Annotated in this window: 14 protein-coding genes; 8 read left to right on the top strand and 6 right to left on the bottom strand. The window is 63.7% G+C overall.

What is annotated here, in order from left to right:
• Nucleotide 1 precedes the first annotated feature (1 nt).
• Nucleotides 2–565 carry a winged helix DNA-binding protein gene (locus tag J7548_RS00145; RefSeq protein WP_290968635.1) on the bottom strand — a complete coding sequence of 188 codons (564 nt, stop codon included), beginning with the start codon at nt 563–565 and terminating at the stop codon, nt 2–4.
• 170 nt (nt 566–735) lie between these two features.
• Between J7548_RS00145 and pxpB the strand changes: the two genes are divergently transcribed.
• The 7 genes from pxpB (at nt 736) to J7548_RS00110 (ending at nt 7,398) form a co-directional block, all read left to right on the top strand.
• Nucleotides 736–1,389: a 5-oxoprolinase subunit PxpB gene (gene pxpB, locus J7548_RS00140; protein WP_290968632.1), complete on the top strand. Its 654-nt coding sequence runs from the start codon at nt 736–738 to the stop codon at nt 1,387–1,389.
• Nucleotides 1,386–2,420 (top strand): biotin-dependent carboxyltransferase family protein, encoded by a 1,035-nt coding sequence (locus J7548_RS00135; RefSeq protein ID WP_290968629.1) that lies wholly within the window; start codon nt 1,386–1,388, stop codon nt 2,418–2,420. Before pxpB ends, J7548_RS00135 begins: the two co-directional genes overlap by 4 nt.
• A 20-nt stretch (nt 2,421–2,440) precedes the next feature.
• Nucleotides 2,441–3,181, top strand: coding sequence for a 5-oxoprolinase subunit PxpA (gene pxpA, locus J7548_RS00130; protein WP_290968626.1), 741 nt, complete (start codon nt 2,441–2,443; stop codon nt 3,179–3,181).
• Between the two features lie 190 nt (nt 3,182–3,371).
• Nucleotides 3,372–4,100, top strand: a complete 729-nt coding sequence (locus J7548_RS00125; protein WP_290968624.1) for a DUF969 domain-containing protein — start codon at nt 3,372–3,374, stop codon at nt 4,098–4,100.
• Nucleotides 4,097–5,083, top strand: coding sequence for a DUF979 domain-containing protein (locus J7548_RS00120; protein ID WP_290968621.1), 987 nt, complete (start codon nt 4,097–4,099; stop codon nt 5,081–5,083). Before J7548_RS00125 ends, J7548_RS00120 begins: the two co-directional genes overlap by 4 nt.
• A gap of 72 nt (nt 5,084–5,155) precedes the next feature.
• Nucleotides 5,156–6,157, top strand: a complete 1,002-nt coding sequence (locus J7548_RS00115; protein WP_290968619.1) for a DUF2891 domain-containing protein — start codon at nt 5,156–5,158, stop codon at nt 6,155–6,157.
• A gap of 293 nt (nt 6,158–6,450) precedes the next feature.
• Entirely contained in the window at nt 6,451–7,398 is a 948-nt protein-coding gene (locus J7548_RS00110) for an EAL domain-containing protein (protein WP_290968616.1), read from the top strand.
• A 116-nt stretch (nt 7,399–7,514) separates the two neighbouring features.
• On the opposite strand, the gene J7548_RS00105 is transcribed toward J7548_RS00110, so the two are convergent.
• The 3 genes from J7548_RS00105 to rpsO all read right to left on the bottom strand — a co-directional run bounded on the left by J7548_RS00105 (nt 7,515) and on the right by rpsO (nt 11,713).
• Nucleotides 7,515–8,804 (bottom strand): NAD(P)/FAD-dependent oxidoreductase, encoded by a 1,290-nt coding sequence (locus J7548_RS00105; RefSeq protein WP_290968614.1) that lies wholly within the window; start codon nt 8,802–8,804, stop codon nt 7,515–7,517.
• Nucleotides 8,805–9,073: 269 nt separating this feature from the next.
• On the bottom strand, nt 9,074–11,212 hold the full coding sequence (pnp, locus tag J7548_RS00100) for a polyribonucleotide nucleotidyltransferase (protein ID WP_290968612.1): 2,139 nt from the start codon (nt 11,210–11,212) through the stop codon (nt 9,074–9,076).
• A gap of 231 nt (nt 11,213–11,443) precedes the next feature.
• Nucleotides 11,444–11,713 (bottom strand): 30S ribosomal protein S15, encoded by a 270-nt coding sequence (gene rpsO, locus J7548_RS00095; RefSeq protein WP_290968609.1) that lies wholly within the window; start codon nt 11,711–11,713, stop codon nt 11,444–11,446.
• Nucleotides 11,714–11,915: 202 nt separating this feature from the next.
• On the opposite strand from rpsO, the gene J7548_RS00090 reads away from it, so the two are divergent.
• Nucleotides 11,916–12,440, top strand: a complete 525-nt coding sequence (locus J7548_RS00090; RefSeq protein ID WP_290968606.1) for a hypothetical protein — start codon at nt 11,916–11,918, stop codon at nt 12,438–12,440.
• A gap of 96 nt (nt 12,441–12,536) precedes the next feature.
• Here J7548_RS00090 and J7548_RS00085 read toward each other — a convergent pair whose 3' ends face one another.
• Both J7548_RS00085 and J7548_RS00080 read right to left on the bottom strand, forming a co-directional pair.
• Nucleotides 12,537–13,889: a GntP family permease gene (locus J7548_RS00085; RefSeq protein ID WP_290968603.1), complete on the bottom strand. Its 1,353-nt coding sequence runs from the start codon at nt 13,887–13,889 to the stop codon at nt 12,537–12,539.
• A 134-nt stretch (nt 13,890–14,023) separates the two neighbouring features.
• Entirely contained in the window at nt 14,024–14,407 is a 384-nt protein-coding gene (locus J7548_RS00080; protein ID WP_290968600.1) for a RidA family protein, read from the bottom strand.
• Nucleotides 14,408–14,480: the final 73 nt, after the last annotated feature.

The raw sequence follows: 14,480 nt of genomic DNA, 5'->3' as shown, positions 1-14,480 counted from the left end.
GTTATAACGAAGCGGCGGCGCGCGCCGCCGTGTCGTACAACCCGGAGGCATTGCGCAACAGCTGCGCCGCCTCGCCGATGGCCTGGTTGGGAATCCCGCTCTCAGCCTGGATCTCGATGAGACAGCGCTCGCGCACCTCACGGTATTTCATGCACAAGTCCTGCCCGGCCTGGGTCGCTGAAAACAACAGCTCCTTGCCCGCCTTCTCGCTCTTGACGTAACCGGCCTTGACCAGCTTCTTCAACGCATAGGTGACCACATGGGTATCTTCGACGTTAAGCACAAAACAGATGTCGGCCAGCTTTTTCTTGCGCTCGCGGTGGTTGACGTGGTGCAGCAGCGAGACTTCGATGGCCGTCATGTCCTTGGCCCCGGCGGCCGCCATGCAACGCACCATCCAGCGGTTGAAGGCGTTGCCGGACATGATCAGCGCGTATTCCAGCTCGGAAAGCTCGGCGCTGCGCTCCGATACCAGGTGCTGGGAAGACACGATCTTGGTGGGCTGGTGATGATGGGCAGCTTGTCCGGAGGCAAGCTGGTCCGGTGTGTGGGTCTCGTTTTCCATAAGTGTTATCCGGCAAAGAACGTCGTAATGACAGCACTATATCGCAAGGAGAAACAAATAATTTATCTACATATTGTTTATATTTTGCTTGAACTGTAATATCCCGGGAAATGTAGCGCAGTATCGTATTCGTATCTCCTGGATACAAAAACCAACGAGGCAAGAGACACATGCAAGGACCTCAGATTCATCCGCTGGGCGACAGCGCGCTGCTATGCAGCCTGCCGGCGCCGGCCACCCTTACGCAACAGCAGCGCATCTGGGCCCTGGCGGAACTGGCCGATGCCTGGGACGAAGTCGCGGAAGTGGTCCCGGGCATGAACAACCTGACGCTGATCCTCAAGAGCCCGGTCGCCGACTTCGACGCGCTGAGCCTGCGCATCGGCAAACTCTGGCCGCAATTGCAGGCCAGCGGCACCGAAGGCCGCACGGTCGAGATCCCGGTGGTGTACGGCGGCGCCGACGGCCCCGACCTGGAAGCGGTGGCGCGCCATACCGGCCTCTCCCCCGAAGAAGTGGTCAAGCGCCACAGCGGCGGCCAATACGTGGTGTACTTCATCGGCTTCATGCCCGGCTTCGCCTATATGGGCGGCCTGGCGCCGGAGCTGGCCACGCCGCGCCACGCCGAACCGCGGGTCTCGATCCCGGCCGGCTCGGTCGGCATCGGCGGCGAGCAGACCGGCATCTATCCGCTGGCATCGCCCGGCGGCTGGCAATTGCTGGGCCGCACTTCCCTGCCCCTGTTCGATCCCGCGCACAACCCGCCGACGCTGCTGCGTCCCGGAGACCGCGTGCGCTTCACCGTGGAACGGGTGGTCTCATGATCGACATCCTCCAACCCGGCATGCTGGCCTCGGTACAAGACCTGGGCCGGCCCGGCTATCGCCGGCTCGGCATCCATCCGGGCGGCGCGCTCAATCCGCTGGCGCTGTCGACGGCCAACCTGCTGGTCGGCAATCCGGTCGGCGCCGCCGGCATCGAAATCACCATGGGCGCCTGCGAAATCAGGTTCAAAACGGATACCCGCATCGCGCTGGGCGGCGACGACATCGGCGCCACGCTCGACGGCAAGCCGGTGGCCGCCTGCTGGAGCCTGCCGGTACGCGCCGGCCAGATCCTCAAGCTCGGCATCGGCGCGCCAGAAGCACCCGGCCAGGCGCCGCGCCAAAGCATGCGCACCTACCTGGCGGTGGCCGGCGGCATCGACGTGCCGCCGGTGCTCGGCTCGCGCAGCACCGACCTGAAAGCGCACTTCGGCGGCCACCAGGGACGCGCCTTGCGCCGTGGCGACCGCCTGCCGCTGGGCGATGCGCAACAAGCCGCGGCAAGCGTCGGCGGCCCCGCCTTCGGCGTGCGTTCGCCGCGCTGGAGCGGCCTGGGCATGCACGCCGGCGACAGCAGCAGCCACGTCACGCTGCGCGTCTTGCCCGGCCCCGAATTCGAACAGTTCACCAATGCCGCGCGCCAGGCGCTGTGGGAACACGCATGGCGCGTCACGCCCAACAGCAACCGCATGGGCTACCGGCTGGAAGGCGCCGAACTCAAGCGCAAGCACGGCCGCGACATGCTCTCCCACGGCGTGGTGCCGGGCACGATCCAGGTGCCGCCCTCGGGCCAGCCGATCATCCTGCTGGGCGACGCCCAGACCACCGGCGGCTATCCCAAGATCGGCGTGGTGATCGGCGCCGACCTGTGGAAGCTGGCGCAGGCGCCGCTCAACGCCACGCTGCGCCTGGAACCCTGTACCCTGCCCGATGCGCTGGCGGCCTGGGAAGAACAGCAACGCTATCTGGACTCCATCCGCGCCACGGTCGCCGCACTGGACTGGTCGCGCGCCACGCTTTACCGAAAATAAGCGCATACAAAGGACACGCCATGCATATCGACCTCAACGCAGACCTGGGTGAAGGCTGCGACACCGACGAACAATTGCTGACCCTGGTCAGCTCCGCCAACATCGCCTGCGGCTGGCATGCGGGCGATGCCGCCACCATGCGCCGCAGCGTGCGCTGGGCGATCCAGAACCATGTCGCCATCGGCGCCCACCCCAGCTTCCCCGACCGCGAGAATTTCGGCCGCAGCGCCATGCAATTGCCGCCCGAGGAAATCTTCGCCGGCATGCTGTACCAGCTCGGCGCGCTGGACGCCATCGTGCGCGCCGAAGGCGGCCGCATGACGCACGTCAAGCCGCATGGCGCGCTGTACAACCAGGCGGCCAAGGATGCCGTGCTGGCCAACGCCATCTGCGCCGCCGTGCGCACCTTCAATCCCGAACTCAGCCTGGTGGGCCTGGCCGGCAGCGAACTGATCGCCGCCGCGCGCCACGCCGACCTCAATGCGGTGGAAGAGGTATTCGCCGACCGCGCCTATGAAGCCGACGGCAGCCTGGTGGCCCGCAGCAAGCCGGGCGCGATGATCGAAAGCGATGAAGAGGCGATCGCGCAGACCCTGTCGCTGGTGATGGACAAGCAGGTCAAGGCGATCGACGGCAGCATCGTCAGCGTCAACGCCCAGACCGTCTGCCTGCACGGAGATGGGCCGCATGCGCTGGACTTCGCGCGCCAGATCCGTGCGCGCCTGCACGATGCGCGCATCGCGGTGCGCGCCGTCGCGTAAGCACGCCCCCGGACCGATTGTTTTCATTACCGTTGCCAACCGTCGCAACTCGCAGTTTCCGCAGTAAGCAGTAATCACAATGAAGCCCAAAAAGAGGCCGCATGCCGTGCTCGCACGGCATCAAACGGTGGCATGGCACGCGCCTTGCAACCGCCGCATTTTCATCCTTCTTATTTAAGGGAGACTTTTCATGGATAGCACGACTCTGCTGCCGCTGATCGGGATACCGATCGTCGTGGCCGGCTTTGCGTTACGTTTCAACCCGCTGCTGGTGGTGACCGTCGCCGGCCTTTCCACCGGCCTCGCCGTAGGCATGGACTTCGGCATGCTGCTGGAGACCTTCGGCGAGAAATTCGTCAACAGCCGCTCGCTGGCGACCTTCCTGCTGATCCTGCCGATCATCGGCCTGCTGGAACATTACGGACTCAAGGAGCGTGCGCAAGCGTGGATCTCCGGCATCGCCAGTGCCACCTCGGCGCGCATCCTGATGCTGTACTTCGTGGTGCGCGAAGGCACCGCGGCGCTGGGCCTGATCTACCTCGGCGGCCAGGCGCAGACCGTGCGCCCGCTGCTGGCGCCGATGGCTGAAGGCGCGGCGGTGAACGCCTACGGCGATGACCTGCCGCAGCACATCCGCGACAAGATCAAGGCGCATTCGGCGGCCTGCGACAACATCGCCGTGTTCTTCGGCGAGGACATCTTCATCGCCTTCGGCGCGGTGCTGCTGATGGACGCCTTCCTCAAGGAAAACGGCATCACCAACATCGAACCGCTGCACATCGGCCTGTGGGCGATCCCCACCGCGCTGTCCGCGCTGGTGATCCACATGTTCCGCCTGACCCGCCTCGACGCCTCTATCCGCCGCGACGTCGACGCATGGAAAGCCACCCAATCCAACACATCGAAGGTGCCGGCATGACGACGCTCATCACCATCAACCGCATCTACTACCTGATCGGCATCATCGTCATGCTGCTGGTCGGCATGACCCTGCGCGACAAGGGCAACCCCAAGCGCCTCACCACCGCCCTGTTCTGGTTCCTGTTCGGCGCCGTGTTCCTGTTCGGCGACCTGCTGGTCGAAGGCCTGGGCAAGTCGATGGCCCACCGCATCATCGGCGCCACCGTCATCATCATCTCGCTCATCGCCGGCACCGGCATGCTCTCCATGGGCAGCTACGCCACGTCCAGCCATGAGGAGCGCGTGGCCTCTTCCAAACGCCTGGGCAACTGGCTGTTCTTCCCGGCCGTGCTGATCCCGGTGGTGACGGTGGCCTGCACCGTGCTGCTCAAGGGCGTCTCGGTAGGCGGCATGTTCCTGCTCGACCAGAAGCAACTGACGCTGGCGGCGCTGTGCGTGGCCTGTGTCTGCGCGCTGACAGCCGGCTGGGCGCTGACCCGCGGTACGCCGCTGCAAGCGGTGCGCCAGTCGCGCCGCCTGGTGGACTCGATCGGCTGGGCCGCGATCCTGCCGCTGATGCTGGCCATGCTGGGCGGCGTGTTCGTCGCCGCCAAGACCGGCAACTCGGTGCAGCAGGTGGTGAGCCTGTTCGTCAACCCGGACAACCGCTTCCTGGTGGTGGTGATCTACTGCGTCGGCATGGCGCTGTTCACCATGGTGATGGGCAACGCCTTCGCCGCCTTTCCGGTGATGAGCGCGGGCATCGCCCTGCCTTTCCTGATCCTGGGGCACCACGCCGACCCGGCGCCGCTGGTGGCCATCGGCATGTACTCGGGCTACTGCGGCACGCTGATGACGCCGATGGCGGCCAACTACAACATCGTGCCGGCCGCGCTGCTTGAACTGAAGAACAAGTACCAGGTGATCAAGGTGCAGATCCCGACCGCGCTCACGCTGCTGACCGTCAACGTGTTCCTGATGTACTTCCTCGCTTTCCGCTGATCCCGGACATTCCGGCAGCGTCCTCGCCGTGATCGCTCAGCAGCGGTCACGGCCGTTTCAAGGAGTCCCCTCATGCAACTGAACATCCAACAGGCCGAAGCCTTCGCCCGCATGCCGCTGGCCTACCTGCGCCAGGAATATCCCAACCACATCATGCACGTGCTCAACGGCGACCACGACGTGCTGTCTCCGCGCGCCATGCATCCGGTGTTCTACGGCTGCTACGACTGGCATTCGGCGGTGCACGGCTACTGGCTGCTGCTGCGCTGCGCGCGCCTCTATCCGGAACTGCCGGCCATAGCCGACATCACCGCCATCTTCGACGAGCATTTCACACCCGAACTGATGGAGCGCGAGACCGAGTATTTCCGCATCGGCGGCCGCGCCTCCTTCGAGCGCCCCTATGGCTTCGGCTGGATCCTGGCGCTGGACCAGGAACTGGCGCAGTCGTCCCTGCCGCACGCGGCCGCATGGCGCGCAGCGATGCAGCCGCTGACCGCCGAAATCCGCCGCCGCCTGCTCGACTACCTGTCCAAGCTGACCTACCCGATCCGCGTCGGCACCCACTACAACACGGCATTCGCGCTGGCCTTGTCGCTGGATCAGGCACGCCATGTCCAGGACGGCGAACTCGAAACCGCCATCGTCGACGCCGCCAAACGTTACTACGGCAACGACACCGACTACCCCGCGCACTACGAGCCGGGCGGCGACGAATACATCTCGGGCGCGCTGACCGAAGCGCTGCTGATGACCAAGGTGCTGCCGGCCAGCTTCCAGGCCTGGTTCGACCAATACCTGCCGCGCATCGCCGACATCACGCAGATCATGCAGCCGGCCCACGTGTCCGACCGCACCGATCCCAAGATCGCCCACCTGGACGGCCTGAACCTGTCGCGCGCCTGGTGCCTGAAACACATCCTGCGCAACCTGCACGCCGACCATCCGGCGCGCGCGGCCATCGGCGCCGCGGCCGAGCGCCATATCGCCGCTTCGCTCGACCACGTGGTCGGCAGCCACTACAGCGGCGGCCACTGGCTGGCAAGCTTCGCCCTGCTGGCGCTGGAAGGCTGAAGCCGTGCGCGGCCCCTCCTGCCGCGCCTGAAGCAGCGGCCCAGGATCATTGCGTCTGGGCTGCTGCTTCCTCCCCCTCTCCCCCTTCGAATCCCCAATGCGCGCCCGTTTTACACGGATATTCGCTCGCCAACGCTTCCTTCAAAAAGCGATTTAGTACTAGTCCCACAGGATTTGCAAAACACTTCGTTCTTGTCAGATACGGTAAATCCGCCTGAATTCCTATACTGAATTTGCTGTGTAGCCAACCCGCTTCACGGCAATAAGTGAAACAAGAACAGGAGCCAGCAATCATGTGGAACAACAGCGAAAAAAATGTCGGCGATATCCTCCAGCAAACCATGACCGGCGTTTCCGGCCAGGGCTTCCGGGAAGACGTACTTTTAGCCAACCGCCTGCTGGCCGATCTCCGCCTGAACAAGCTGGCGGTGGCCTTCCAGCCGGTCGCCACGGACGGATCCGCCGACGCCGGCTCGTCGATGTACCACGAATGCCTGCTGCGACGCCTGGGCCCTGAAGCCGCGCATGGCGACTACAGCGTGCCGGATGCGATCCAGGCGCTGGAACGCCTGGACCTGGTGGACCGCCTCGACCGCAGCATGCTGTGGACCACCCTGGGCGCGCTGGCTGACAGCGAAACGCTGAGCCTGGGTTGCAATGTCTCGGCCCGCTCCTTTGTAATCACCGGCTGGTGGAGCGAACTGATGGCGCATCTCGAGGATCGTCCCGATCTGACGCAGCGGCTGGTGATCGAAATCACGGAAACCAGCACCTTTCCCAAAGAAGAAAGCGCGCTGGCGCTCATCCAGCACCTGCAATTGCTGGGCGTTCGCATTGCACTGGACGATATCGGCAAGGAGCCCGGTTCGCTGGCTATCCTGGACAAGGTGCACGCCGACATCGTCAAGTTCGACAAGTCCGTGCTGGAAGAGTCCGCCGACGGCGAACTGCCGCTGCAACTGCTGCGCGACATGGCGAGCGCGTGCAAGGATCGCGGCGCGAGCGTGGTGATGGAAGGCATCGATACCGCCGCCAAGCTGGAAGCGGCGCTAGGCGCAGGCGCGGCCGGCGTGCAAGGCTACTTGATCGCGCGTCCGTCCCTGCATTTGCAGGGCTTGTCCGATCATGTGCTGCGGGTCAAGTCCAACATGCGCACCAAGGCCTCGTTGATACAGGACACCTACGCCAAGAACGCTGGCAAGCACGCCGCCTCCGATTGGAAAGTAAGGTTGTACGCGTAATGCACTCCCTCTTGGGCTGGATAGAAAAATGAAACGGAAGCGAAAGGCAAAGGCCCTCGTGTTTGCATATGCAGCACGAGGGCCTTTGCCTTTACCGACGGACGCCGGACAGGCGCCTATCCGAGCGGCGTCTTCTTGTCCGACGTCTCCGGTTGCCCGTGCATGGTGCTGGAAATCACCCGCGCGCTGCGCTTGAAGGTCAGGTAAGCCCAAGCCCAGTCACTCATCACCATGATGCGGTTACGGAAGCCAATCAGGAAATACACGTGCACGAACAGCCAGAACAGCCACGCCGGAAACCCCGAGAACTTGAACTTGCCCACCATGGCGATGGCCGCCTTGCGGCCGATAGTGGCCAATGAGCCGTAGTCCCGGTACCTGAAACTTTCCAGCGGCCGGTTGGCGATGCGGTTCTTGATGTTGCGCGCCGCCACCCGCCCCATCTGCTTGGCCGCCGGCGACACTCCCGGCACCGGCTTGCCGTCCGACTGGGCCGCTGCCAGGTCGCCGATCACATAAACGTCGTCATGCCCGGCAATGTTCAGTTCGGGCGACACCGGCACGCGGCCGGCGCGGTCCAGTTCGACACCCAGCGATTTGCCCAGCGGCGAAGCCGCCACGCCGGCCGACCAGATCACGGTGCGCGAGGCCAGCGTCTGCTCGCCATCGAAATTGGCATAGCGCACGCACTGCTCATCAATGTGTATCACACGGCTGCCGGTGCGCACATCCACGCCCAGCTTTTGCAGTTGCTCGCGCGCTTTCTCCGAGAGGTCGGGCGGATAGGCGCCGAGGATGCGGTCCGAACCTTCGATCAGTACCACCCGCGCCGAATGCGGATCGATGTTGCGGAACTCGCCGCGCAGCGTATGGCGCGCGATCTCGACCAGGGTACCGGCCATCTCGACGCCGGTGGCGCCGCCGCCGATGACGGTGAAGGTCAGCCATTCCTGGCGGCGGCGCGCATCGCTCTCGCGCTCGGCGTATTCGAACGCCATCAGGATGCGGCGACGGATGTCGAAAGCGTCTTCCAGCGTTTTCAAGCCGGGTGCCAGGCCAGCCCAGTCGTCGCGGCCGAAATAGCTGTGGGTGGAGCCGGCCGCCACGATCAGGTAGTCGTAGCCGATGCGCGTGCCGTCTTCCAGCAAGACCGACTTGCCATTCACATCAATGGAAATCACATCGGCCATCAGCGTGGTGACATTGCGCTGGCCCGCCAGGATGTTGCGGATCGGCGCGCTGATGGCGGGAGCGGACAAGCCGGCGGTGGCGACCTGGTACAGCAGCGGCTGGAACAGGTGGTGGTTGCTGCGATCGATCATGGTGATGCGAACGTCAGCGCCCGCCAGTTCACGGGCGGCGGCCAGTCCGCCGAAACCGCAGCCGATGATGACGACGTGGGACATTGCCTTCCTTTCAAAAGTAAATAGTTTTATACCGATCCGCTGAATACTCAACGGCGGTGATGTCTCCTACTCTCTATTCGGATGAGCCGGCATCGCCCGGCAATCAGATCGCCCGCGATGCCAACCGACAGAATCGCACAAATCCGGCCCGGAAGCATCCCGCGATTTTTATGGGCCCAAAGAAAAATCCCCCGCAGCCTTTCGGCCACGGGGGATTTTCTGGTATCGCAAGCGTCCGGCATCGAAGCCGGGCACATCGCAAACCGGTATTACTGGGCTTCGTTCGAAGCGGCCGCTTCCGGCGCCTCTTCCGCTTGCGCAGCCTTCATCGACAGCTTCAGGCGTCCGCGGTCATCGGTCTCCAGGACCTTGACGCGCACTTGCTGGCCTTCCTTCAGGTAGTCGGCCACGGCGTTGACGCGCTCGTTGGCGATCTGGCTGATGTGCAGCAGGCCGTCCTTGCCCGGCAGGACCTGGACGATGGCGCCGAAGTCCAGCAGCTTCAGCACGGTGCCTTCGTAGACCTTGCCCACTTCGACCGAAGCGGTCAGCTCTTCGATGCGGCGCTTGGCTTCCTGGCCGGCCGATGCGTCGACGGAAGCGATGGTGACCACGCCTTCGTCGCTGATGTCGATCTGGGTGCCGGTCTCTTCGGTCAGCGCGCGGATCACGGCGCCGCCCTTGCCGATCACGTCACGGATCTTCTCGGGGTTGATCTTGATGGTGATCAGGCGCGGCGCGAAGTCGGACAGCTCGCCACGGCCCGCGGGAACGGCTTCCTGCATCTTGGCCAGGATGTGCTGGCGGCCTTCCTTGGCCTGCTCCAGCGCGACCTGCATGATTTCCTTGGTGATGCCCTGAATCTTGATGTCCATCTGCAGCGCGGTGATGCCTTCGGCAGTACCGGCCACCTTGAAGTCCATGTCGCCCAGGTGGTCTTCATCGCCCAGGATGTCGGTCAGGACGGCGAACTTGTTGCCTTCCTTGATCAGGCCCATGGCGATACCGGCCACGTGCGCCTTCATCGGCACGCCGGCATCCATCAGCGCCAGGCAGCCGCCGCACACCGACGCCATCGACGAGGAGCCGTTGGATTCGGTGATTTCGGAGACCAGGCGCACCGAGTAGCTGAACTCGTCTGCAGCCGGCAGCGCGGCGATCAGCGCGCGCTTGGCCAGGCGGCCGTGGCCGATTTCGCGGCGCTTCGGGGTGCCGACGCGGCCGGTTTCGCCGGTGGCGAACGGGGGCATGTTGTAGTGGAGCATGAAGCGGTCGGTGTACTCGCCCAGCAGGCCGTCGATCTTCTGCTCGTCGCGCGCGGTGCCCAGCGTGGCCACGACCAGCGCCTGGGTTTCGCCGCGGGTGAACAGGGCCGAGCCGTGGGTACGCGGCAGCACGCCGGTACGGATCGAGATCGGACGCACGGTGCGGGTGTCGCGGCCGTCGATGCGCGGCTCGCCTTCCAGGATCTGCGAACGCACGATCTTGGCTTCCAGGTCGAACAGGATCGAACCGACTTCAGCGGCGTCGGCGGCAACGGTGCCGTTCGATGCGGCTTCGGCCACCAGCGCTTCGTTGACTTGCGCCGAGACGGTCTTGAGCTTCTCGGTGCGGGCTTGCTTGTCCTTGGTCTGGTAGGCTTCGCGCAGCGGGCCTTCGGCCAGTTGCGACACGCGCGAGATCAGCGCTTCGTTCTTGGCCGGGGCGGTCCATTGCACTTCCGGCTTGCCGCCGTCGCGCACCAGTTCATGGATGGCGTTGATGACGGCCTTGGACTGCTCGTGGCCGAACACGACCGCGCCCAGCATCACTTCTTCGGACAGTTGCTCGGCTTCGGATTCCACCATCAGCACGGCGGCTTCGGTACCGGCCACCACCAGGTCCAGCTGCGAGGACTTCAGCTGGGTCTGGGTCGGGTTCAGGACGTACTGGCCGTCGATGTAAGCCACGCGCGCAGCGCCCACCGGGCCTGCGAACGGGATGCCGGCGATCGACAGCGCAGCCGAGGCGCCGATCATCGCGGGGATGTCCGGGTCGATTTCAGGGTTGACCGACAGCACGTGCACGATCACCTGCACTTCGTTGAGGTAGCCTTCCGGGAACAGCGGGCGGATCGGACGGTCGATCAGGCGCGAGGTCAGGGTTTCCTTTTCCGAAGGCTTGCCTTCGCGCTTGAAGAAACCGCCGGGGATACGGCCGGCCGCGTAGGTCTTTTCGATGTAGTCGACGGTCAGCGGGAAGAAGTCCTGGCCGGGCTTGGCATCCTTCTTCGCCACGACGGTCGCCAGGATGACGGTGTCTTCCACCGACACCAGCACGGCGCCGGAGGCCTGGCGAGCGATTTCGCCGGTTTCCAGCGTGACTTGATGCTGGCCGTACTGGAAGGTCTTGGTCACTTTATTAAACACGGTATTTCCTTTCTTTTATGGAGCCCGCCCCGACTGTGTCCACGGTGCGCGGCATCCTTTTGCCGACAGATTTTCAGGCGCTGTCGTTCACCTCACCACAGTTGCCGGCAACACCGGCAACTTACAGAATCGCTACAACTGCGGAATCGCAAAAAACAAAATGCCCGCGTCAACAAGTGACGCAGGCATTTTTGCTATGACCCGGAAACCGGATGGAAACGCGGAGTCAAATTACTTACGCAGACCGAGTTTTTCGATCAGTGCGCGGTAACGGTCGGCGTCCTTGCCCTTCAGGTAGGACAGCAGGCTCTTGCGACGGTTAACCATCTTGATCAGGCCGCGGCGGGAGTGGTGATCCTTGGTGTGTTCCTTGAAGTGGCCGTTCAGGTCGTTGATGCGTGCGGTCAGCAGCGCAACCTGGACTTCAGGAGAACCGGTGTCGTTCGTGCCACGGGCGTTTTCGGAGATAATGGCAGCCTTGGCTGCTTTTTCGATGGACATGCTATTTACCTTTCACAAGCGGTGTGCGGAGCGACGATGCGCGGCCCTGCATACCGTGAACAAAAATTGAATTCCGGCCAAAACGACCAGACGCGAGAGTATATAGCAAAAACCCGCTTATTCAAACACTTACAAGCTTCTATTTGAACATTCTCCGGCGTACCATGCTGCCGGAATGGCAACAAACCCAGGATATCCCGCAATGCACACCCGATTTTCCCTGTCCCGCCGCCCGCGCCTGATGCTGGCCGCCGCTCTCGCCGCCGCTTCGCTGCTGGGCGGATGCGCTTCCCTGTTCCAGCCGCCGGTCGCGCCCGGCGAGCCTGAAGAGCAGGTTCTGGCGCGCCTCGGGGCGCCGACCAATGTGTATCAGGATGGCAATACCCGCCTGTTCGAATACGCCGCCGGCGCCTTCGGCCAATACCAGTACATGGCGCGCATCGGCCCCGACCATCGGCTGGTTTCCTATGAGCAAGTGTGGACGCTCCAGAACTTCCAGGCCATCAGGGTCAAGCAGGACACCAAACAAGACGTGCTGAACCGCGTCGGCCGGCCGACCGAGATCACCCGCTATGCGCGCATTCCCTTCGAGGCATGGAATTACGGCTTCAAGGAAAGCGGCGTGTGGAATTCGCAGATGACCGTGTATTTCAACGACGAAGGCATCGTGCAGAAGGTCGAGAACGGCCCCGATCCGCGCTTCGACGATTCGCGCTTCCGGTTCTGATTTCGATTTCCGGCCGCAGCGCCGTCGATACGCGCCAAAACAAAAATGCCGCCCGGCTTGCGCCGGACGGCATTTTTTCTTGCTAACAGCCTGCGGTCAGAGCACGGTCGCCAGCGCCAGCGTGAACAGCAGCGCCACGACCGACACCAGGGTCTCCATCACGGTCCAGGTCTTGAAGGTTTGCGGCACGGTCATGTTGAAGTATTCCTTGACCAGCCAGAAACCGCCGTCGTTGACGTGCGACAGGATCAGCGAACCGGCGCCGGTGGCCAGCACCATCAGTTCGGGACGGGTGCCCGGGACGCTCGCGACGATCGGCGCCACGATGCCGCAGGCGGTAGTCATCGCCACGGTCGCGGAACCGGTCGCCACGCGGATCAGCGCCGCCACGAACCAGCCCAGCAGCAGCGGCGACAGGTGCGCATCGGTGGCGATGCCGACGATGGCCTTGGACACGCCGCCATCCATCAGGATCCGGCCGAAGCCGGCGCCCGCGCCCACCACCAGGGTAATGCTGGCGATCGGCGCCAGGCACTCGTTGGAGAACTTCAGGATCTGGTCGGCGTTGAAACCGCGCGCACGGCCGAAGGTCCAGAAGCTGACCAGGGTGGCGATCAGCAGCGCGATCACCGAGTTGCCAATCAGGCGCAGGAAGTCGTTGGCGAAGCTCTTCGGCGCGAAGAACAGGTCGGCCCAGCTGCCGATCAGCATCAGCACCACCGGCAACAGGATGGTGAACAGCGTGATGCCGAAGCCCGGCAGTTGGCGGCCTTCCTTGTGCTCTTCGACGAATTGCGCGATCAGCGGGTTGTCCGGGTTGGGAATGACCACCTTGGAAATCAGCTTGCCGAAGATCGGGCCGGCGATGATGGCGGTCGGGATGCCGACGATCAGCGCGTACAGGATGGTGCGGCCGATATCGGCGCTATAGGCGGTCACCGCCAGCAGCGCCGCCGGGTGCGGCGGGATCAGGCCGTGCACCACGGACAGGCCGGCCACCATCGGGATGCCCACCAGCACCATGTTGGTGCCGGTGCGCTTGGCCACGTTGAAGGCGATCGGCACCAGCAGTACGAAACCGACTTCGAAGAACACCGGCAAGCCGACGATGAAGGCCACGACCATCATCGCCCAGTGCACGTTCTTCTCGCCGAAGGCCTTGATCATCGTATTGGCGATGCGCTCGGCGCCGCCCGACTCGGCCATCATCTTGCCCAGCATCGTACCCAGGCCCACCACCAGCGCAATATGCCCCAGCGCGTTGCCGACGCCCGTTTCGAAGGCCTTGACGATATTGCCCATCGGCATGCCCACGGACAGGCCCAGCACCAGCGACACGACGATCAGGACGATGAACGGGTTCATCTTGAATTTTGCGATCAGCACGATCAGCGCGATCACCGCTACCAGTGCGTACACCAATAGCGCGGTTCCTTGTACAGCCTCCATGTGGCTCTCCTCTTCTGAAGGTAAAAACACCTGCCGGCGTATTGCTCCCCTGCCGGCTCTTTATTTACATCTCCAACTCATCTGCATCTGATGCGAAGCGTCCCGAGTCCGCTTCGCCATCGGTCCGCTGCCGATCAGCGCTTGAACGCCACGCAATCGACTTCGACCTTGCAATCCACCACCATGCTCGACACCACACAGGCGCGCGCCGGCGGATTGGCGCCGAAGTATTCCTTGAACACCTTGTTGAAGGACTGGAAGTCGCGCGGATCGTCCAGCCAGACGCCGCAGCGCACCACGTGTTCCGGGCCGTAGCCGGCTTCCTTCAGGATCGCCAGCACGTTCTGGATGGCCTGGTGCGACTGCGCGACGATACCGCCGTCGATCACCTCGCCATTGACCATCGCCACCTGGCCCGACACGTACAGCCAGCCGTCGGCCGCCACTGCGCGGGCGAACGGCAAATGCTGGCCGCCGGTACCGCTGCCGCCTTCCACGCCATATCGTTGAATGCTCATTACTGCTCCTTTACTCTAAAAAATGAATGCGCCTGGCAGGGCATTCCGTTCCTGGTTGGTCTTGGTGTTCTTG

The sequence above is a fragment of the Herbaspirillum sp. genome (assembly GCF_017744395.1).
GTDB lineage: Bacteria > Pseudomonadota > Gammaproteobacteria > Burkholderiales > Burkholderiaceae_D > Herbaspirillum.
The sequence above is the reverse complement of the archived record's forward strand: the minus strand, read 5'-3'. Positions and strand labels throughout refer to the sequence as shown.